This is a genomic window from Aquimarina muelleri DSM 19832 (genome assembly GCF_000430665.1).
Taxonomy (GTDB): domain Bacteria; phylum Bacteroidota; class Bacteroidia; order Flavobacteriales; family Flavobacteriaceae; genus Aquimarina; species Aquimarina muelleri.
The window spans coordinates 23,290-43,211 of sequence record NZ_AUML01000040.1; the positions used below are offsets into that span (position 1 = coordinate 23,290).

Below are 19,922 nucleotides of genomic sequence, written 5' to 3' on the forward strand. Positions count from 1 at the left end.
ATTTTTACGAATGCTATTTTAAAACTATTTTTTCTGCGTCTCCAAAGCTATCATAACTTGAAGTTATTACTTTTTCTCCTGCTTCTAATCCTTCTAGTAACTCATAGTATCGTGAGTTTTGCTTTCCTATTCTAATCTCTCTTCTCCAAGCGACTTCGCCAGACGTATCTACTACAAAAATCCATTGTCCCCCAGTACTTTGAAAAAAGCTCCCTCTGGGTAATAAAACAGCATCGTTAGATTCTCCTAATTGTAGCTTGATATTATAGCTCTGTCCGGATCTAATTGTTTCTGGTTTTTGGTCTACAAAAACCAGATCTACTTTAAATTTCCCGTTACGTACTTCGGGATACACTTTACGAAGGCGCAATTGGTATTCTTTACCATTACGATCCAAAACAGCAGTGAGATCTCTTTTTATTCTATCAATATAATGCTCATCGATAGTTGCTTCTATTTTATAGTCTGTTAATACGTTTATTTGTCCTATTCTTTGCCCTTGTTGAATATTCTGCCCTATCTCTGCATCTAAAAACCCTAGTTGTCCATCTGCAGGAGCACGAACATTTAAATGATCTATACGCTCATAAACCATAGATAGAGTTTTTTTCATTCTTGCCAAATCTTCATCTAATTCATGCAAAGAAGTGCTTCGTAATACATTATCTTGTTCTGTTTGTAATTCGATAATTTCAAACTGCTTTTGTGAAAGTTCGTAATTTTCTTTAGAAGTCAGATATTCTTCTTTGGATATTAATTCTTCTTCGTACAAAGCTTTATTTTGCTCATAATTTCTTTTAAGCTTTTGTAATTCGTATTTAGAGCTTACCAAATCTTTTTTACCTTCTACCTGTCTCGAATCAAAAGTTAATTTGGTAGATCGCAAATCATTTTGTTTTAATGCAAGGTTGTTTTCACTGGCAAGAATCTGCTCATAAAGCCCTCTATTTTCTAATTTTAATATAATTTCTCCTTTCTTTACCATAGCTCCTTCTTCGATAAGCTTTTCTGTAACTCTTCCTCCTTCATAGGCATCCATATAAATAGTACTTATTGGTGCCACTGCCCCATTAATGGTTATATAGTCATCAAATTTTCCGAAAGAAACTTCTGCTATCGATAGCTTTTCTTTTTCTGTTCTAAAAGTAGATGCAGATTTACCAAACACCATTTTCCATCCTACAAAAAACAGTACTATACCAATAGCAATGTATCCGTAATGTTTTGGTCTTAATCCTTTTTTCTTTTCAATTTTTACGTCCATTTTATTGTGTTCTATTTATATTAAAAACAGGAGATCCCTTATAAAAGTCTAATGTACTTTCGTTTACTTTTAATCGCAATTGTACTTGCAGGTTTTCATTTTGTGAATTTGCCAGCAAGTTTTTAGATTGGTTAAGCTCTATAGCGTTTATCAATCCTTTTTCATATTTTTTTTGTGCTATATCAAAAGTTAAGCTTTGTGCTTTCATTTTTTGTGAGCTCTGCAAATATTCTGTCTTTAAGGCTTCTCCTTCCTGAACAAGTTGTTGTATGAGTTGGTATACTTCTTGTTTTTGAAGATCCAGATTATTATCTGCTCGCATCATTTCAATTTTTTGCTGTTTTATTCGCGAACGATTTGCACCTCTGCTACTAATAGGGATATTAAGAGATACGCCTATATACTTAGATACATTATCTTTGATTTGATTACTAAAAGGTATGACTTCTAGAGTGTTTTCATTTACATTTGTTTCATAAAAGCCAGTTTGATATCCAGCAAAAAAAGACAGAGAGGGATACAGCCCCCCTCTGGCAATGGCTAATTGTTTTTTTGCTGCTTCTACTCTTAACTCTTGTGCTTTTAGTATTGGCACAAAAGTTTTTGCTGTATTATAAATAGAGTCTTTATCGGCTTGTAAAACTGTTTTTTCTGGGTAAGTTTCTGTACTCAATGATTGTATAGAGATAGTGGTAACGTCTTCTAAATTCATTTCCTGAATTAGTTTTAGTTTTGCTGCAGTTATTTTGTTTTCGTTTTGGGTTACCAATAATTTATCTGCTAACAAAGCAGATTCTGCTTCATACAAATCGGCTTTTGCTTTTTGACCAACTTCGACTTGCTTTTTTACTAAGGCATAGTTTTTTTGTGAAACTTGTTCTTGTTCTTTTGAAATTACCAATAAACCTTCTATAAACTGAATATCATAAAAAGCAGACATGACTCTAAATGCTAATAAATATTTTTGATGCAATGCTTCTTCGTTAGATGCTTTATATAATATTTTTGAAGCTTTAATTGTATTTAGTTTTTGAAAGCCTTGAAAAATAGTAATCTCTGCATTTAATTTATAGTTATTAGAGAAAAAATCCGTGTTTACAATATTATTATTATTTGGATCTACGGATCTACCATATCGAATGTTATAATCTGAAAATGCATCAACGTTAGGCAATAGGTTTCGTATAGATTGCCGATAGGTTTCTTGATTCGTTTCTTGATTGTATGTAAAATCTTTTAGTTGTAAATTATGTTCTATTGCATAGGTTATACAATCCTCTAACGACCAAGATTCTTGAGAATGTATAGTATTGCCTACTATAATCCATAAAATGTATAAGAGTTTTGTTTTAAAATTCATCTGTTTATTACTAGATATATAATTTTTGTACACAAACCCATAACCTAATCTCATGCCAAAAACACAAATAACTTATAACAAGGTCTTTACATGCAAAAAGGTAATAACTACATTTTTTTAATGTAAAATTATTATACAAATAGTGTCCAATAATTTTACAGTGCTATTTAAATACTATTGCAAATTTGTAGTTTTACCTTGTTAACAAAAAAAATCATATCATGCAAAATGGAAAAGTTTTAGTCATTGATGATAATAAGAGTTTATTGAGTGCTCTCGAAATTTTGTTACAGTTTGAATTTGAACAGGTAATTACTATTTCTAACCCTAATCAAATATCTTCATTTCAGAACTTAGAGGATATAGATATCATTTTATTAGATATGAATTTTTCGGCTGGTGTAAATACTGGTAACGAAGGGTTGTTTTGGTTACGAGAAATAAAGAAAAAAGCGCCACAGACCTCTGTAATTATGATGACAGCTTATGGAGCAGTGGATCTTGCTGTAGAAGCACTAAAAGAAGGTGCTACCGACTTTATATTAAAACCATGGAATAATGAAAAACTATTGGCTACTATAAAATCTGCTTACTCCTTACGCAAATCCAGAAAGGAAGTACAGGAATTAAAACAAAAAGAAAGTCATCTTAAGCAGGTTATCAATCAGGATAGTAATTATATTATTGGTAATTCTAAAGCTTTAACTTCGGTTCTTAACTTGGTTAGAAAAGTAGCAAAAACCGATGTAAATGTTTTAATTACTGGTGAAAATGGAACAGGAAAAGAGTTGATAGCTCGTGAATTACACAGAATGTCTACTCGTAAAAATGAAGTTTTTATAGGTGTAGATATGGGCTCAATTTCTGAAACTCTTTTTGAAAGTGAACTATTTGGGCATACAAAAGGAGCTTTTACAGATGCAAAAGAAGATCGTGCAGGAAAATTTGAGGCGGCAAACAACGGTTCTCTTTTTTTGGATGAAATCGGAAATCTATCTCTACAAACGCAAGCAAAGTTATTATCTGCTATACAAAACAGAACAGTAGTTAGGGTAGGATCTAACAAACAAACCTCTGTTAATATACGTTTGATATGTGCTACTAATTGTAATCTTAATCAAATGGTAAGCGATGGTATTTTTAGAGAAGATCTATTATATCGTATTAACACCATACATATAGAAGTTCCTCCTCTTCGGGAAAGAGATGCTGATATTTTGGTTCTGGCAGATTTTTATTTAAAAAAATATGCTTCAAAATATGCCAAACCATCTCTTAGAATAAATACTACTGCAGAAGAGAAATTAATGGCATATTCCTGGCCTGGGAATGTTCGCGAACTACAACACACCATCGAAAGAGCTGTGATTTTATGCGAAGGAAATGTTTTAAAACCTACCGATTTTTTATTATCCAAAAACTCTGTTCCGTCCTTAGATAAAAGCCCAGAAACCTTAGATGAAATGGAACAGATGATGATCCAAAATGCTTTGGATAAAAATAACGGAAACTATAGTGCTGCTGCTAACCAACTTGGCATATCCAGGCAAACTTTATATAACAAAATAAAAAAATTGGACGCCTAATGATAAGCCAAAGATTATACATACAATTAATTATTAGGATAATTTTACTTTCGGTTACAGCACTAGCCCTAAGCTTTCTTTTTGTTAAAGAATTGTATGCTTTTTCTTTTCTGGTTTTTTTAGTGTTCTTGCTGCAAATTATATTATTAATCCAAAACTTAAACCATACCAACAGAAAGATTGCTTATTTTTTTAATTCGATTAAAAATGAAGATTTTACGCTTAGATTTCCAGAAAATAGTGGTTTAAAATCTTTTGATGCCTTACACCAAAGTTTAAATATGTTGAATGATGTAATGCAAAAAGTGCATCTAAAAAATCAAACACAAGAGCAGTATTATCAAGAAATATTAAAACATGCTGAGATAGGAATTTTAACTTACAATAATAAGGGACATATTCTATTTGCAAATCCTAAGGTTGAAAAATTGTTAAACTATACTCCTTTAAATCATATAAAACAATTAGAACAAGTAGATAAAAATCTGTATGAGTTATTTATTTCTCTTCAACCTTTTGAGCGCAAACTTTTTCAATTTACCAATGAACGCGAAACCATAGAACTGTCTATTAAATCTACAGAATTAGTACTAAATAGAGAAGTACTAAAACTAATTACTGTACAAGATATACACAATGAATTAGACAAAAAGGAAACAGATTCCTGGATAAAACTCATTCGGGTTTTAACTCATGAAATCATGAATTCTGTTACTCCAATTACTTCTATATCAGAATCTATTTTAAAATACTATAAAGATGAAGCTGGAGTAATATCTACTACTCAAATTGATGAAAAAAAAATACATACTACTGTAAAAGGATTAGAAGTAATTAAAAATCAAGGAAATGATTTAATGAGTTTTGTACAATCCTACCGAAGTTTTTTGAATGTACCTGTACCGGATAAGAAAATAATTAAAGTAGAAGAATTATTAGAAAAAGTAAAGGTTTTGATGTTTCCACAAATAGATTTGAATACTGTTTCTTTTGGTATAGAAATACAGCATGAAAATCTTGAAATTTATGCCGACGAGAAACAAATAACCCAGATTTTGATAAATCTATATAAAAATGCAATTCAAGCGTTAAAAGATACTGAAAACCCTGTTCTTACTTGTATCTTGGGCATTACCGATGAGGATAAAAAGTATATAATCGTTAAAGATAATGGCTCAGGGATTTCTCCAGATATTATGGATCAAATATTTGTTCCTTTTTATACCACCAAAAAAGATGGTACAGGTATCGGTTTAAGTCTTTCTAAACAAATTATGCATTTACACGGCGGTAATTTAACTGTACATTCTGTTCTCCATAAAGGAACTTCTTTTTCCTTATTTTTCGAATAAATAATAGTCTCTATTTTACTTTATCTAATTTTAAAGTTTTAAGTAACGCATCAAAATAAAAATCTTCTTGATCGGGTATAATTACCACTTTATACGCCGTATTTTTTATGCTATAATAAGATGTAGTATTTATATCTAATTGTTCAGAATGAAGATGGACTATATTCTGAATAAAATTATTGATCAACAGCACCTCCTCATAACTTATTTCTCTTCGATATGTAGGTTTATCACTTTTATAAACCAAATAATCATTTCTAAAACTAATTGATTTTTTATCTCCATTAAGAGGGTTAAATTCGAAAGTAAAATCTCTAGAAGCAAATATTTTATTGATATTCTCTGGAGTAGGCTCTACTTTACGAGCGCAACTCACTATAAAAATTATTATACAGATTAGCTTAATTTTTTTCATTACAATAACTGTTTTTATTATAAATAGAAAATTAAGCTAATATAATAGGATTTCTTTTACTTTACAGCCAAACGTTTGATAGAGCTTTCAAAATCAATATCTTCCAGATTACTTATCAATAATCCTACACCTCCTGATTTTGATGCAACGATATATTCTGTCTGAAACTTTTTATCTTTTTTAAACGCTTTTAGATATTTCAGTTTTATAACTTTGGAGGTTGGAGTAAAGAAAAATCTACCGTGTATTCTTTTATATTTTACTTTTTGAGTATTAGATTCATCTAATAGCTGGTCATTAAGAGCTTGCACAACTCTTGCTGCTCTGTGTTCATCAAATTTATAAAAATCACAAGCATAGATAAAAACATAGTTTTCTACGCTTTTTTCGTCTACAAAAATTTCAAAGTCTACTTTTTTATCTTCAACCTTTTTTAATTCTTGCAAAGCTACTTTTTTAAATTTAGGTTTGTCTTTTAGCGAATCTAATCTACTTTTAAATTCTTCTGGAGAGCTTTTTGCATAACCACTCGTAAGAACAATAGTATTATTTTTAAACTCGATTGTGTTTTTAGAATACTTCGAAAATTTAGATTCCTTAGGTAAAAATTCGCATCCTACAAGCAGGATTGCGATTAACAATAGTAGAATTTTTCTCATAGGGTATTTGTGTTAAAAAATTATAATATTTTATAGATAAGCCCTAAGTGATTGTATTGCAATGTAATAAAAAAAAATCATCTAACAACCTTTCAGCTGATTTTTTAAGCTTTTAAACTGATTTTTATTGATTTTTTGTTATTTTAAGTAGGATTTTATTTGTGTTTTTTATACTCATAATAGTATTTCAAAGGCTCTGAGATTACTAAATAATACGATTTACGGATGAGAATTGCGTATAAATAATTGCAAAGGTTTTTCGCTAGATTGAGGAATCAAATTAAAGAATAGTCATAACTATTGTTTCATTTTATGAAGAAAATATAGTAGAAAAAGAATGCGATTATATGCGAGATTTTTATTCGTAAATCGTATAAGACTTCTTTCCTAAATTTTTACTACTAACTACATCGAAAAGAAAACTTATCTCCCTTCCTAATCAATAACCTCGGAGCAAACTCACGAGGTATTCTTCAGAAAATATATTTTGTTTTTCAGGCAAGCCTCGCAGAATTAAACTCCACAATGTGGATTAAAGGATTAGAATATAATTGATAAAAACTAAATACTTTTGTACTTTATTTTATACCCAATCTACTGGCTTTTTAAGAACTTTTATCAGTTTTTCTTCTTCACTCCCTGTTTCAGGATGGTGATCATACCTCCATTGCACGTTAGGTGGTAAACTCATCAAGATACTTTCTATCCTTCCGTTAGTTTTTAATCCAAATAAAGTTCCTTTATCATGTACCAGATTAAATTCTACATAACGCCCTCTTCTTATTTCTTGCCAATCTTTTTGTGCATCTGTATATTGTAGATCTTTTCTTTTTTCTACTATTGGCACATAAGCTTCCAGAAAACTATCCCCAACTTCGGTCACAAAGTCGTACCAATTTTGCATAGACATATTTTCATTTGCTTTGCAATAATCAAAAAATAAACCTCCTATACCTCGTCCTTCTTCTCGATGTGCATTGTAGAAATACGTATCACATTTCTCTTTATAGTTAGTATAAAAATCCGGACTATGTTTATCGCATGAATTTTTACATATTTGATGAAAATGTTGCGCATCTTCTTCAAATAAATAATATGGTGTTAAATCTTGCCCCCCTCCAAACCAACTATCTACAAGAGTTCCTTCTGCATCATACATTTCAAAATAACGCCAATTAGCATGTACTGTTGGAACCATTGGATTTTTAGGATGCAATACCAAGGATAATCCACAGGCAAAAAAATCAACATCTCCTACCTTAAAATAGCTTTGCATAGCTTTTGGCAAAGCACCATGAACTCCAGAAATATTTACTCCACCTTTTTCGAAAATAGCACCGTTTTCTATAACTCTGGTTCGCCCTCCACCGCCTTCTGGGCGTTCCCACAGGTCTTCCCTAAATTTGGCTTTACCATCAATTTCTTCTAGTTTTGAGGTTATGGTATTTTGCAGGTTTTGTATGTAGTTATAAAATTTGTCTTTCATCATCATTATTCTATTGAAAATAATTTTACTCTTCTATTTTAGAAATCTCTTCAGAGGGATTTTGTAATTCAACAAATCCTTTTTCTTTTAAAATCTTTACAGTTTCTGTAGAGGCTGCAACTACCGATATTGGTAGCGTAATAATAAATCCTATAACTGGCACAAACAACATTAATACAAATACAATCCCATTACCTATGGCTATTCCTCTGTTTTTTCGTACAAATGATATACTTTCTTTATAACTAAAATGACGCTCCATAGTATAATCCATATTTCCAAAACCTACATAATATGCCTGTATTAAAAAGATTAATATCGTAGCAATGATACCAACGACAGGAATAAAACTTAGGATAATTAATGGAATCATAAACAATAGTTCTTTAAATAGGTTTCGAACATTAATACGAATACCTCTGGATAGCTGTTGACTAAATGAGGTATTGCGATGTACATGTTTAGTTTCTCCCAAAAGATGCATTTCTACTTTTTCTGAAACTGGACTCATAAAAGGTGCCGATAATGCCATTACAATATGCTTGTATAATAATAATCCTATAACCAAAATGAATACAAATCCAATACCTGTACTAATAGTTGTAAAGGTTTCTGATCCCCATTTCCAAACCCAAATACGTGCAATTAATGCCCCCAAATTATCTGAAAAGAAATATGCTATTGCCACAAAACATAATCCTGTAATTAAACTTATTAAAATAGGTATTGCAAAATATTTCCACAATCCAAGTTTTGAGATAAGTTTGAATGTGCCAAAATAAGCTTTGATCCCGTTAATGATGTTTTTAAACATGGCTCCTTGTTTTTTAATTAGTTCGTTTCTGTATAATACGATTTACGAATAAAAATCTCGCATATAATCGCATTCTTTTTCTACTATATTTTCTTCCTAAAATGAAACAATAGCTATGGCTATTCTTTAATTTGATTCCTCAATCTAGCGAAAAACCTTTGCAATTATTTATACGCAATTCTCATCCGTAAATCGTATAAGTAGCTATTTTATATGTTTTGTTTCAATTTTAATGTACTTTTAAACTTCACGGGGTTTTTAAAATCTGTGTGGTTTGTATTTTATTTATTCTTCTAAAAGATAAACCAGATTGTTTTTATGATTCGAAATCTCTTTAAGATCTGTAATTCTTTTGGCTTTTTGAGTATTTTGTTTTAAAAAAGCAACTATTTCTTCTTCAGATGTAGTACTTAAATTAAAAAAATACTGCCTGCCAATTTTATTATTATGCAAATCCATTTCTTTTTCTATTGCAGAATTGGGTGCTAGCTTTTCATGCAAATCTGTTATTTTCTTTGCCCAATTAGTAGATTTTTCTTTGTTGTTTGTTCTTTTAAAAATAGCTAAGCAAATCCATATATTCCATAATGCATGTCTAAAAGCATTTGCCTTACCATTTCTGTGATGTTCTTTTTTATATAAAGCATCACAAATAACTAGAGTTTTTCTAGTTGCCTGTAGGGTTGGATAGATAAATAAAGGATTTTGTATTAATATTTTAGCTAATCGAAAGAGTTGCCAAAAGTTTAATTGTTTTACAAAGCCCCTGATATTCATTCTTATATGGTATACTCTTTTACTGCATCTACAAATGCTTTTGCATTATCTACGGGGATATTAGGTAAAATACCATGTCCTAAATTTGCTATATATCGATCTTTCCCAAATTCATCGATCATTTGCTTCACCATTTTTTTAATTTGTACAGGTGGCGACAACAATCGTGAAGGATCAAAATTACCTTGTAATGTAATATTTCCTCCTGTAAGATATCTTGCATTACGTGCAGAGCAGGTCCAATCTACTCCTAATGCTGCTGCACCTGATTTTGCCATATCTTGTAATGCAAACCAGCATCCTTTTCCAAAAACGATAACTTCAGTTTCGTCTTTTAATGCATCTACAATTTGCTGGATATATTTCCATGAAAACTCTTGATAATCTACTGGGGATAGCATCCCTCCCCAACTATCAAAAACCTGAACAGCATTAACTCCTGCAGCTACTTTTGCTTTTAAATAAGCAATGGTAGTATCTGTAATTTTTTGTAATAATTGATGTGCTGCTTCAGGATGTGCAAAACACAATTCTTTGGCTTTATCAAAATTCTTAGATCCCTGCCCTTGTACTGCATAACACAAAATCGTCCAAGGAGATCCTGCAAAACCTATTAAAGGAACTCTATTATCTAAACGTTCTTTGGTTAGTTTAATAGCATCCATTACGTAGCCTAATTCTTCGTGAACATTTGGAACAACTACTTGTTCTACATCTTTTAAAGATCGAATCGGGTTAGGTAACCACGGGCCAATACCGTCTTTCATTTCCACCTCTATATTCATCGCTTGTGGAATTACCAAAATATCGCTAAATAAAATAGCAGCATCAGGACCGACAATATCAATTGGTTGCACTGTTATCTCGGCAGCAAGTTCTGGTGTTCTGCAACGAGTAAAAAAATCATACTTTGCTTTCAAAACACGAAATTCTGGCAAATATCTTCCTGCTTGGCGCATCATCCAAACTGGTGGTCTTTCTACAGTTTCTCCTTTTAAAGCCTTAAGAAACAGATCATTTTTTAGTTGTGTCATAATAAAACTATGTGTAGCCTTTAATGATTTTAAAAACCATAAAGGTCTTTTTGTTATTCAAAAATGAGTTCTGGTATATTCCAGAATAGCAAATTTATTTATATTAAATATTTTACTGCTTGAACGATTACATTTTCTACAGTAGGTTTGTTTGCAACAATAATATTATTAGTATATTTTTTAGCTTCTGAGGCTGTTGTGTTTCCTATACAAAATGCTATAGTCTTTTTAGATATAGTATTTTTTGAGATATAACTTTGAACACCAGATGGGCTAAAAAATAATATTCCTTCAAAAAACCGTTTAAATATAATTCTGTTTAGATGTGTTTTATATACTATTTGTTCTTTTAAATCTACATTATTTTGTTTCAAAAGATTTGGTAATTCGTCTCTTCTTAAGTTTCCACAAAAAAACAAAAAAGAAATATTTCTATATTTTTTTATAATGATTTCGGCTAAATCTGAAGCATTTTTAGCTGTTTCTACTACATTTTGACCATTTTCCTCTAAAAATTTTTTAGTGTTTTCTCCTATACAAAAACAATTCTGAATTTTACAATTAGAATTCAAAACTACTTTTACTGCATTCTTACTTGTAAAAATTGCATTTTGAATTTCTGTTTTTATATCCGCTTCCAGAAATTCAATTTTTATAGCATCGTATTCTACAAATCCAAGATCGGCATTTAATAATAATTCTTTTTGAGATACAGAAAGTTTTTTAGTAGAGAGTATGGTGGATGCAGTATTCAAACTATTTAATTTCTGCTTTTATCACCTTCATTAATTCTCTTCCGCCATTATTTAAAACCTCTTGTGCACATATTTCTCCAAGATTTTTTGCTTGCTCAATATTCACCTCTTTAATCACCTCTATTTTATCTTTTCCGTCCAGACTAAACAGAGCTCCTGTAAAAAAAACAGTGTTTTCTTTAATTTGTGCCAGTGCTCCTATTGGGGCTGTACAACCTCCTTCTAGTTCTCTTAAAAATTCTCGTTCGATATGCACGCAAATCTCTGATGTTTTATCATTCAAATTAGATAAAGCCTCCAGACAATATGTATCTTTTTCTTTAGCTACTACAAGCATTGCTCCTTGTGCTGGTGCAGGAATCATCCAATCTAAATCTATAAAATGCTCTGGTTTTAAATTAATACGCTCTAATCCTGCTGCTGCAAATATAGCACCATTCCAATCGCTATCGGTTAGTTTTTGCATTCGGGTATTTACGTTTCCTCGCAGATCTACTACCGTATGCGTTGGATACTTATACAACCACTGTGCTTTTCTTCGAAGACTACCAGTAGCTATAGTTCCTTTAGTATTCAAAAAACTTAACCCTTTATGAACTAAGATATCTTTTACATTAGCTCGTTTCAAAATTGCTGCTTCCACAATTCCTGTTGGCAATGCTGTTGGTACATCTTTCATAGAATGTACTGCAATATCAATATCTCCATTTAACATCGCAACATCTAGAGTTTTAGTAAAAATACCTGTAATCCCTAATTCGTATAATGGTTTATCTAAGATAATGTCACCAGTAGATTTAACAGGAACTAAATGGGTTGTAAATCCTAAATCTTCTAGACGTTTTTGTACCGTGTTAGCTTGCCAAAGGGCTAATTCACTATCTCTGGTTCCTATACGAATCGTTTTAGTCAAGATTATTTATTTTGTAATTGAAAAACTTTTTGAATCCACTCTATACTCTCATCTGCCGAGGTATTATCATCTTTAAGGTGATTGGCAAAATGATTTGTTATTTTCTGAATAATCCTACTACTTATAATATCTGCATGTTCTTCATCAAAATCAGCATATTTTTTTCGTTGTAAATTAATTTCTGCATCTTTTAATGTGTTTAGCTTATTTTTTAAAGCTTTAATTGTAGGAGCAAATTTTCGGGTTTGTAACCAGGCTTTAAATTCTGATTTTATTTCTTCTATAATAGCTTCTGCATGTGGAATATGCTCTTTTCTGCGTTGCAATGTTTTATCTGTCATTTTTGATAAATCATCTAAATGAACCAATGTTACATTTGGTAACTCTTTTACATCTAGTGCAACATTACGGGGTATAGACAGATCTAAAATTAATAGCGGCTTATCCGAATGTATTAATTGTTTAGAAATCGTTGGTTTCTGAGCTCCGGTAGCAACAATTAAAACGTCAGAGTTTTTGATTTCTGCTTGAATGTTAGCATAATCTTTTACAACAAGATTAAATTTACCAGCTATTTTTTCAGCTTTTATCTTTGTTCTGTTAACAAGAACAATATGTTCGTTTTTAGTATGTTTTATTAAATTTTCGCAAGTATTACGTCCTATTTTACCTGTACCAAAAAGTAACAGATTTTTATCCGATACATAAGGAACCCGAGCTAAAATATATTGTACAGCAGCAAAACTTACTGAGGTTGCTCCAGAAGATATTTCAGTCTCATTTTTAATGCGTTTGCTAGCTTGTATTACGGCATTAATCAATCTCTCTAAAAAATCATTAGTAACCTGTGCTTTTTTAGAGGCTTTAAAACTTTGTTTTAACTGGCTTATAATCTCAAAATCTCCTAATATTTGGCTATCTAAACCAGTGCCTACTCTAAATAAATGTGTAACTGCCTGATTATTTTTATGTATGTATGCTACTTTTTCGAATTCTTCAACAGTTCCGTTGGTATGCTTACATAATAATTTTATTAATTGAAACGGATGCTGCGCAAACCCATGTATTTCGGTTCGATTACAAGTAGAAGTAATCAGTAAAGCTTCAATACCTTCTTCTTTTGCTTGTTTTAGTATTCCTTCCTTAGCTTGTTCATTTACGCTAAAATGACCTCTAATTTCTGCGTCAGCCTTTTTATAACTAAGCCCAATAGTGTAAAAATTTGTTCCTTTCGCTCTTAAATAAGGCTCCATGTAATCAATTCTATATATTCTAGCACAAAAGTATTTTAGATAGACCAGAAAAAGTAACGCTAGAAGAATTTTTAGTATCGAAATGCGTTATTTAGAACATTATTTAAGTCTAAACTACAAAAAACCCTTATTTTTGTGTTACTACAAAGGATTCCTTTGTCGATAGTTTAGATTAATTCTAAATAACTTAAGCTTCATAATTATGGAAATTGAATTAAAAAATAACGCTCTAGGGATTTTAGAAGAAACTCCAATTGAAGATGGCTTTCATGTTTTAAAATTTCAAAATGAAACTAATGAAAGTCAATGCGTTATACGGGATATCGACAGCAATTTTATTCAATTTCATTTCTGTATTAAAGGTGCAATAAAGTTTAATTTTAACAATGGGAGTTACGCAATTAATCTGGCTGAAGAAAACTCCTTGTTACTCTATAACCCCCAACGTGATTTACCAATGAATATAGAAATGAGGAAGGACTCCTGGTTAATCACTATACTTATTTCTATAAAAAAATTTCACTCTTTATTTTCCAGAGAAGCCGATCACATACCTTTTCTTGGAGAAGGGAATCGAGATAAAAAATATTATACCGACGCAAGTATTTCTCCTTCTATGGCTGTAGTACTAAACCAAATTATGAACTATAGTCTTCATACCTCTGTAAAGCTTTTATATTTTAAAGGAAAAGCATACGAATTATTAAGTCTTTATTTTAATAGACCTGAAGATGCTGATATAGAACAATGTCCTTTTTTGGTGGATGAAGAAAATGTATTAAAAATTAAAAAGGCTAAAGAAATTATTATCCATCGCATGTCAGAACCTCCTACACTTCAGGAATTATCAAAAGAGATTGGGTTGTCTTTAAAAAAACTAAAAGATGGTTTTAAGCAAATATATGGTGATCCAGTATATACTTTTTTATTTGATTATAAGATGGAAGTAGCAAGACAATTACTTGCATCAGGAAATAATAATGTAAACGAAGTGGGGTTAAAAGTAGGGTATAGCACATCAAGCCACTTTATAGCAGCATTCAAAAAGAAATTTGGTACTACCCCAAAAAAATATATAATGAGTTTAAAATAAAACTCACTTAATTAAACTATCCTTTAGTTGGAATTCCAACTCCTTTTTGTAAAGATACGATAGAATCATACATTCCTTTATCGTCTTCCGAGGTATCTGCCAAAACTGAAACAAAATCAAACTGTTCTAACAGCTCTAAAACAAAATCAAGTTTGTCTTTTTCAACATCTAAAATTATACGTTTCATGTGTTTTTATTTATAGTTATCGTCACATGGAACCCACTGTCTGCAAACAGAATTAACAATTAAATTTAAAATTTTAAAGTCTGAACAACTATTATTTTAATTGCACTAGGTTCATCTTTGCTTTTAACCCTTTAAAAATACTAAATAAAAATTACGCATCTTTCGGTTTCATATAATTTAACGTATTTTAAGGTATCTTTAATTTTTGACAAATAATTAGCTTACATAATTTTAATAATAGCCCTATCAAAAAGTCTTATGGCTTTTCGTTTTAATCCTCGGTATAGTTTGTACTTTTGTTAGTGCAAAAAGAAAAATTATGAGTAAAGGAGTTCTCCTTGTTAATCTAGGATCCCCAGATAGCACAGATCCAAAAGATGTAAAAAAATATCTTGGTGAATTTTTAATGGATCCCAGAGTAATCGATGTGCCTTTTTGGGCAAGAACCCTTTTGGTTAAAGGAATTATTTTAAATACTCGTCCAAAAAAATCTGCAGCAGCATATAAAAAAATCTGGTGGAAAGAGGGTTCTCCGTTAATTGTATTATCCAAAAGATTACAGAAAAAAGTAGCAGACCGAACTTCGATTGTGGTAAGTTTGGCTATGCGATATGGATCCATGAACATCAAAAAAGGGCTTCAAGAGTTACATGATAAAGGTGTAGATGAAGTTATGATTCTACCTTTATACCCTCAATTTGCTATGGCTACCACAGAAACGATTTTGGTTCTTGCCGAAGAATTAAGGATTGCTCATTTTCCCAATATGAAGATTATTGATCTTCCGGCTTTTTATAATAAACCCGAATATATTAATGTCCTTTCAAAAAGTATAGCCGAAAAATTAGAAGGCATTGATTATGAGCATCTTTTATTTAGTTATCATGGAGTACCCGAAAGGCATATTAGAAAAAGTGATATTAGCAATGGAAATTGTAAAATGGATGGCAAATGTTGTTTTAAAAAAGGATCAGAACAACATAAGTTTTGTTATCGCCATCAATGTGAAATGACAACTGTACAAGTAGCAAAAAAACTTGGGCTTAAAAACGGAACTTACTCAACTTCTTTTCAATCTCGATTAGGTTTTGATCCATGGTTGCAACCATATACAGACAGAACCATCGAAAGAATGGGAAAAGAAGGTATTAAAAAAATGGCAATTGTAACCCCAGCTTTTGTATCGGATTGTTTAGAAACTCTTGAAGAAATTGCAATGGAAGGAGAAGAGATTTTTCATGAAGTTGGAGGAAAAGAATTTACCACTATTCCTTGTCTTAATGATCGGGATGATTGGGCAGATGTTCTTGCAAACTGGATAAACGAATGGGTTTCTACAAAAACCCAAACCACATAATGGCAAAAGTATCGTCTGAAGCACTTGGCTCAGAACCTATAGGTAAATTATTAATAAAACAAGCCTTACCTGCATCTATCGGGATATTAGTGATGTCTTTAAACGTCCTAATAGATTCCATTTTTGTAGGTAACTGGATCGGCTCCATTGCATTTGCTTCTATAAATGTAGTGCTCCCTGTATCTTTTTTTATTGGCTCTTTGGGTATGGCTATTGGCGTAGGAGGATCCAGTATTATCTCTCGTGCCTTAGGTGCCGAGAACAAAGAAAAAGCTTTACAAACTTTTGGCAATCAGATTTCACTGGGATTTGTGTTTATGATTTCTTTAGTGGTGCTAGGATTAATTTTTGCTGATGATATTATCCCAAAATTTGGTGGAAAAGGAGATATCTTTGAACCCGCAAAAATATATTATACCATTATTTTATATGGCGTTCCTATTCTTGGTTTTGCTATGATGGGTAATACAGTAATACGAGCAGAAGGCAAACCTAAATTTGCTATGATTGCTATGATTATCCCAACAGTAAGTAATCTGATAATGGATTATGTTTTTATTAATCTAATGGATATGGGTATGAGTGGTGCTGCATGGGCAACAACAGGATCTTATCTTGCTTGTTTTTTATATGTTTTTTGGTTTTTCAATTCCAAAAACTCTGAACTAAAAATAAGCTTTCGTCATTTTAAATTACAAAAAGAAATTGTTTCTGAAATAGCTTCTCTTGGAGGCGTAACTCTTGCCAGGCAAGCTGTGGTAAGTGTTACTTATTTATTAATGAATAATATTTTATATAATATAGGACAAGAAGGTCTTGTAGCAGTTTATGCAATTATTGGAAGAATGCTAATGTTTGCTTTATTTCCTGTTTTTGGAGTAACCCAAGGATTTCTGCCAATTGCAGGGTATAATTATGGAGCGCATCAATACCAACGTGTTCGAGAAACAATCAATACTGCAATTATGTATGCTGCTGTAGTAGCTACTGTAGTTTTTATAGGATTGATGATTTTTCCTGCAGAAATAACATCCTTATTTATTAGTGATAGTACAAATTTGGCTCCCAAAGAGCTTGCTCTAAATCAATATGTTTTATCTCATACTGCAGAACCTATGCGATGGGTATTTGCAGCTACTCCTATTATAGCTCTTCAACTTATTGGAGCCGCATATTTTCAGGCAGCAGGAAAAGCTATCCCTGCTTTACTGCTCACCTTATCCAGACAAGGTTTTTTCTTTATTCCTTTGGTTTTAATTCTTCCTCAATTTTATGGAGAGTTGGGTGTTTGGATATCTTTTCCGATTGCAGATGTATTAGCAACCATTGTAACCGGATACTTTTTAAATAGAGAGATAAGAACAAAATTATTAAATTCAGATCAGATTACTTAAATTATTTGTTTAATCAAACTTTACCTTTATTGGTTCAGGTTATACTTTTTTCTTTCCTTGGGTTGATCATCTTCCATCCCCAGTATGCTAAAGCACTTGTCATAGCGTCTTTAGCATTATTTTTTAATTTATAAGGATGTCATCATCAACCCATTATCATCTGTTCGCTCGCGTATCGGGAATGATTTAAAAAACATAAAAAAAGAGCAGTTTATATTAAAATGAACCACTCTCTCTTTTTTAATGATAAAGTTTTACTTACTCCTTGATTACAGTAACCCTACTACTATGTATACGTCCTCTAGTACCATCTTCTGTAACCACTATCCACCACTCTCCTGTATTGGTTTCGATACCAAATTTTTCTCCTTCCTTTATCTTTTTGATCACTTTGGCAGAAGTACCTTTACCATCCCGTAAATTGGTATACCCATCGGGGTCATTAATAACACCATAAGCTATATAAGGATCGGGACCTATAGAGCTAAGACCAAACCTTTTGTTTTGTGGTTTATAAAAATTATCTGTAAAATCCTCCAGATCTTCGATACCATAAAAATCTTTTTTTCTAAAAACCTCGATCATTTTTGGGTTGGTATCATATAGGTATTCTATAATACCAGATTGCCCTGCTTTATAACAATGTGCCATAAGATAGGCATATAACTCCTCTGTATCCTCTTCATAAGATTCTGGATTTCCATTAGATACCATATTGGCTACCGTAGACAATTGTGATAATTCTGCACCGTATTCGATCATTTTATCCAGCATGTCTTTGCGTAATGTATATATTGGATGACAGTCTCCATTCTCTGCCCTCCAAGTACCTTTACATTTTACACTAAAAAGAAATTTTTCTAAAACCATTGGTTCATATAACTTAGATTTATTAAATGCAAATTTCAACCAATCTTTATTAGCTGAATAGCCGTAGATTCTTATTAAATCAATTAACAAATTTGGATTATTGGCTTTAATAAAATTAGTAGATTTGATATCATTACTAAAGATCATATCATTATAGTTGCAGAGTAACTCAAGATACGATTCTGTAATTTCATTCTTACTTTCAATATTTGGAAGCTCATTAATAAAAATCATTCTTTGATTCACTAGTATTTCATCAGAATGTTCCGAAGCTTCATTTACATATATATCATTATATTTGATTTCATCAAAATCTATATTATAGATTTCTTTTACCTTTTCTTGAAATGTTTGTTTTGAAACATTTTTTCTACATTTTTCTAACTTTTCATATGAATAATCATATATATCAACTAAAAAGCTCATTTGATTAGTATCAAAACTATATAAAAGTTGATCTTCCATTTTTTTATTATTTTTATTATCTATTTGTCCTTTACAGCTAGATAAAACTATTAATATTAATAATCCTGTAAATTTTAATCTCATAATATATTATTCTTTACCAAACCACTTTGTAGTTCCATATTTTATATCCTCCCATTGTTTCTCAATTACATCTCGTTCTTCAATTATAATTCTTACAAAACGACGTTCTATACTCATATCGTGTACTACTCCATTATTATCTATCATCTTTGCTTTTTCCATACTATTATGCAAAAATAAATCAGGGATTTCATTATAAAGGCTATTCGCATCAGAATTATCTGTTTTACTTCCTGAACAAGTTGTCATACATCCAACTGATGCTTTTCTATCATATTGATGAATTGCTATACCGTCTCTTTTTTTATCCATTAAATCTTTTAATTCTTCTTTCACTTCTATATCACTTCCTGTACTATTATCACTAACATACATCAAATATGTAGGTCCCTTGGCATCTTTACTTGAATTTAAAAAATATTTATCTCCTGGTGGACATTCATTATATTTACCATATCTTAAATTAGAATGTTTAAATGTTTTTTTCAATCTTTTAGAATACGTTTGGTGAGTATCTCTTGTGAGATATTCAATATAATCAGGAGGAGGCAAATTGTTATTATTTTTTAATTCATTATATTTTTCTAATGTCATTGCTCTATAAACAGAAGTTTTATATACTATATTTTCTGTAGTACCATATTTTTCAACTTTAGTATCAGTCCCACTAATCACCACTACAGATCCTTTTTGTCCTTTACGGCGTTTGTAATCTGGGCAATCTTCTACCTTTAAGGTTTTTACCGCTTCTTCCAGATAGGATTCTCGATGGGCATACCCTTTAAAAGCATTGTTGATTCTATA

19 protein-coding genes are annotated in these 19,922 nt (G+C 31.1%); 5 read left to right on the plus strand and 14 right to left on the minus strand.

What is annotated here, in order from left to right:
• Positions 1 to 13 precede the first annotated feature (13 nt).
• Positions 14 to 1,264, minus strand: coding sequence for an efflux RND transporter periplasmic adaptor subunit (locus H527_RS0115475; protein ID WP_027413537.1), 1,251 nt, complete (start codon positions 1,262 to 1,264; stop codon positions 14 to 16).
• A 1-nt stretch (position 1,265) separates the two neighbouring features.
• On the minus strand, positions 1,266 to 2,624 hold the full coding sequence (locus H527_RS0115480; RefSeq protein ID WP_027413538.1) for a TolC family protein: 1,359 nt from the start codon (positions 2,622 to 2,624) through the stop codon (positions 1,266 to 1,268).
• A gap of 221 nt (positions 2,625 to 2,845) precedes the next feature.
• Here H527_RS0115480 and H527_RS0115485 point away from each other — a divergent pair, with 221 nt between their 5' ends.
• Together H527_RS0115485 and H527_RS0115490 are read left to right on the plus strand one after the other, a co-directional pair.
• Positions 2,846 to 4,210 carry a sigma-54-dependent transcriptional regulator gene (locus tag H527_RS0115485; RefSeq protein WP_027413539.1) on the plus strand — a complete coding sequence of 455 codons (1,365 nt, stop codon included), beginning with the start codon at positions 2,846 to 2,848 and terminating at the stop codon, positions 4,208 to 4,210.
• Positions 4,210 to 5,562, plus strand: a complete 1,353-nt coding sequence (locus H527_RS0115490; RefSeq protein WP_027413540.1) for a sensor histidine kinase — start codon at positions 4,210 to 4,212, stop codon at positions 5,560 to 5,562. Before H527_RS0115485 ends, H527_RS0115490 begins: the two co-directional genes overlap by 1 nt.
• Positions 5,563 to 5,572: 10 nt before the next feature.
• Here the strand turns inward: H527_RS0115490 and H527_RS0115495 are convergent, their stop codons facing one another.
• From H527_RS0115495 to hemA, 9 genes are all read right to left on the minus strand, one after another.
• A complete protein-coding gene (locus H527_RS0115495) occupies positions 5,573 to 5,977 on the minus strand; it encodes a hypothetical protein (protein WP_027413541.1) in 405 nt (134 codons plus the stop codon).
• A gap of 56 nt (positions 5,978 to 6,033) precedes the next feature.
• Positions 6,034 to 6,636: a hypothetical protein gene (locus H527_RS0115500; protein ID WP_027413542.1), complete on the minus strand. Its 603-nt coding sequence runs from the start codon at positions 6,634 to 6,636 to the stop codon at positions 6,034 to 6,036.
• 583 nt (positions 6,637 to 7,219) lie between these two features.
• A complete protein-coding gene (gene hemF / locus H527_RS0115505) occupies positions 7,220 to 8,122 on the minus strand; it encodes an oxygen-dependent coproporphyrinogen oxidase (protein ID WP_027413543.1) in 903 nt (300 codons plus the stop codon).
• Between the two features lie 25 nt (positions 8,123 to 8,147).
• A complete protein-coding gene (locus tag H527_RS22350; RefSeq protein ID WP_051316807.1) occupies positions 8,148 to 8,936 on the minus strand; it encodes an EI24 domain-containing protein in 789 nt (262 codons plus the stop codon).
• A gap of 285 nt (positions 8,937 to 9,221) precedes the next feature.
• On the minus strand, positions 9,222 to 9,713 hold the full coding sequence (locus tag H527_RS0115515) for a DUF6973 domain-containing protein (RefSeq protein WP_027413544.1): 492 nt from the start codon (positions 9,711 to 9,713) through the stop codon (positions 9,222 to 9,224).
• A gap of 2 nt (positions 9,714 to 9,715) precedes the next feature.
• Positions 9,716 to 10,747 carry a uroporphyrinogen decarboxylase gene (hemE, locus tag H527_RS0115520; RefSeq protein ID WP_035088372.1) on the minus strand — a complete coding sequence of 344 codons (1,032 nt, stop codon included), beginning with the start codon at positions 10,745 to 10,747 and terminating at the stop codon, positions 9,716 to 9,718.
• A gap of 98 nt (positions 10,748 to 10,845) precedes the next feature.
• The gene (locus H527_RS0115525) at positions 10,846 to 11,502 is read right to left on the minus strand and encodes a uroporphyrinogen-III synthase (RefSeq protein WP_027413546.1); all 657 of its coding nucleotides are present in this window, start codon (positions 11,500 to 11,502) and stop codon (positions 10,846 to 10,848) included.
• A gap of 1 nt (position 11,503) precedes the next feature.
• Positions 11,504 to 12,418: a hydroxymethylbilane synthase gene (gene hemC, locus H527_RS0115530; RefSeq protein ID WP_155837917.1), complete on the minus strand. Its 915-nt coding sequence runs from the start codon at positions 12,416 to 12,418 to the stop codon at positions 11,504 to 11,506.
• The gene (gene hemA, locus H527_RS0115535; RefSeq protein ID WP_027413548.1) at positions 12,418 to 13,668 is read right to left on the minus strand and encodes a glutamyl-tRNA reductase; all 1,251 of its coding nucleotides are present in this window, start codon (positions 13,666 to 13,668) and stop codon (positions 12,418 to 12,420) included. The genes hemC and hemA overlap by 1 nt, the downstream gene beginning before the upstream one ends.
• 202 nt (positions 13,669 to 13,870) lie before the next feature.
• On the opposite strand from hemA, the gene H527_RS0115540 reads away from it, so the two are divergent.
• Positions 13,871 to 14,761: a helix-turn-helix transcriptional regulator gene (locus H527_RS0115540; protein ID WP_027413549.1), complete on the plus strand. Its 891-nt coding sequence runs from the start codon at positions 13,871 to 13,873 to the stop codon at positions 14,759 to 14,761.
• A gap of 16 nt (positions 14,762 to 14,777) precedes the next feature.
• Here H527_RS0115540 and H527_RS24035 read toward each other — a convergent pair whose 3' ends face one another.
• A complete protein-coding gene (locus H527_RS24035; RefSeq protein ID WP_155837918.1) occupies positions 14,778 to 14,948 on the minus strand; it encodes a hypothetical protein in 171 nt (56 codons plus the stop codon).
• Positions 14,949 to 15,267: 319 nt separating this feature from the next.
• On the opposite strand from H527_RS24035, the gene hemH reads away from it, so the two are divergent.
• Both hemH and H527_RS0115555 read left to right on the plus strand, forming a co-directional pair.
• Entirely contained in the window at positions 15,268 to 16,305 is a 1,038-nt protein-coding gene (gene hemH, locus H527_RS0115550; RefSeq protein WP_027413550.1) for a ferrochelatase, read from the plus strand.
• Positions 16,305 to 17,699 carry an MATE family efflux transporter gene (locus H527_RS0115555; protein ID WP_027413551.1) on the plus strand — a complete coding sequence of 465 codons (1,395 nt, stop codon included), beginning with the start codon at positions 16,305 to 16,307 and terminating at the stop codon, positions 17,697 to 17,699. Before hemH ends, H527_RS0115555 begins: the two co-directional genes overlap by 1 nt.
• Positions 17,700 to 17,957: 258 nt before the next feature.
• On the opposite strand, the gene H527_RS0115560 is transcribed toward H527_RS0115555, so the two are convergent.
• A complete protein-coding gene (locus tag H527_RS0115560) occupies positions 17,958 to 19,118 on the minus strand; it encodes an SH3 domain-containing protein (protein WP_027413552.1) in 1,161 nt (386 codons plus the stop codon).
• Between the two features lie 6 nt (positions 19,119 to 19,124).
• Positions 19,125 to 19,922: hypothetical protein (locus H527_RS24220; RefSeq protein ID WP_051316808.1), on the minus strand; the 798-nt coding region annotated here is incomplete at its 5' end.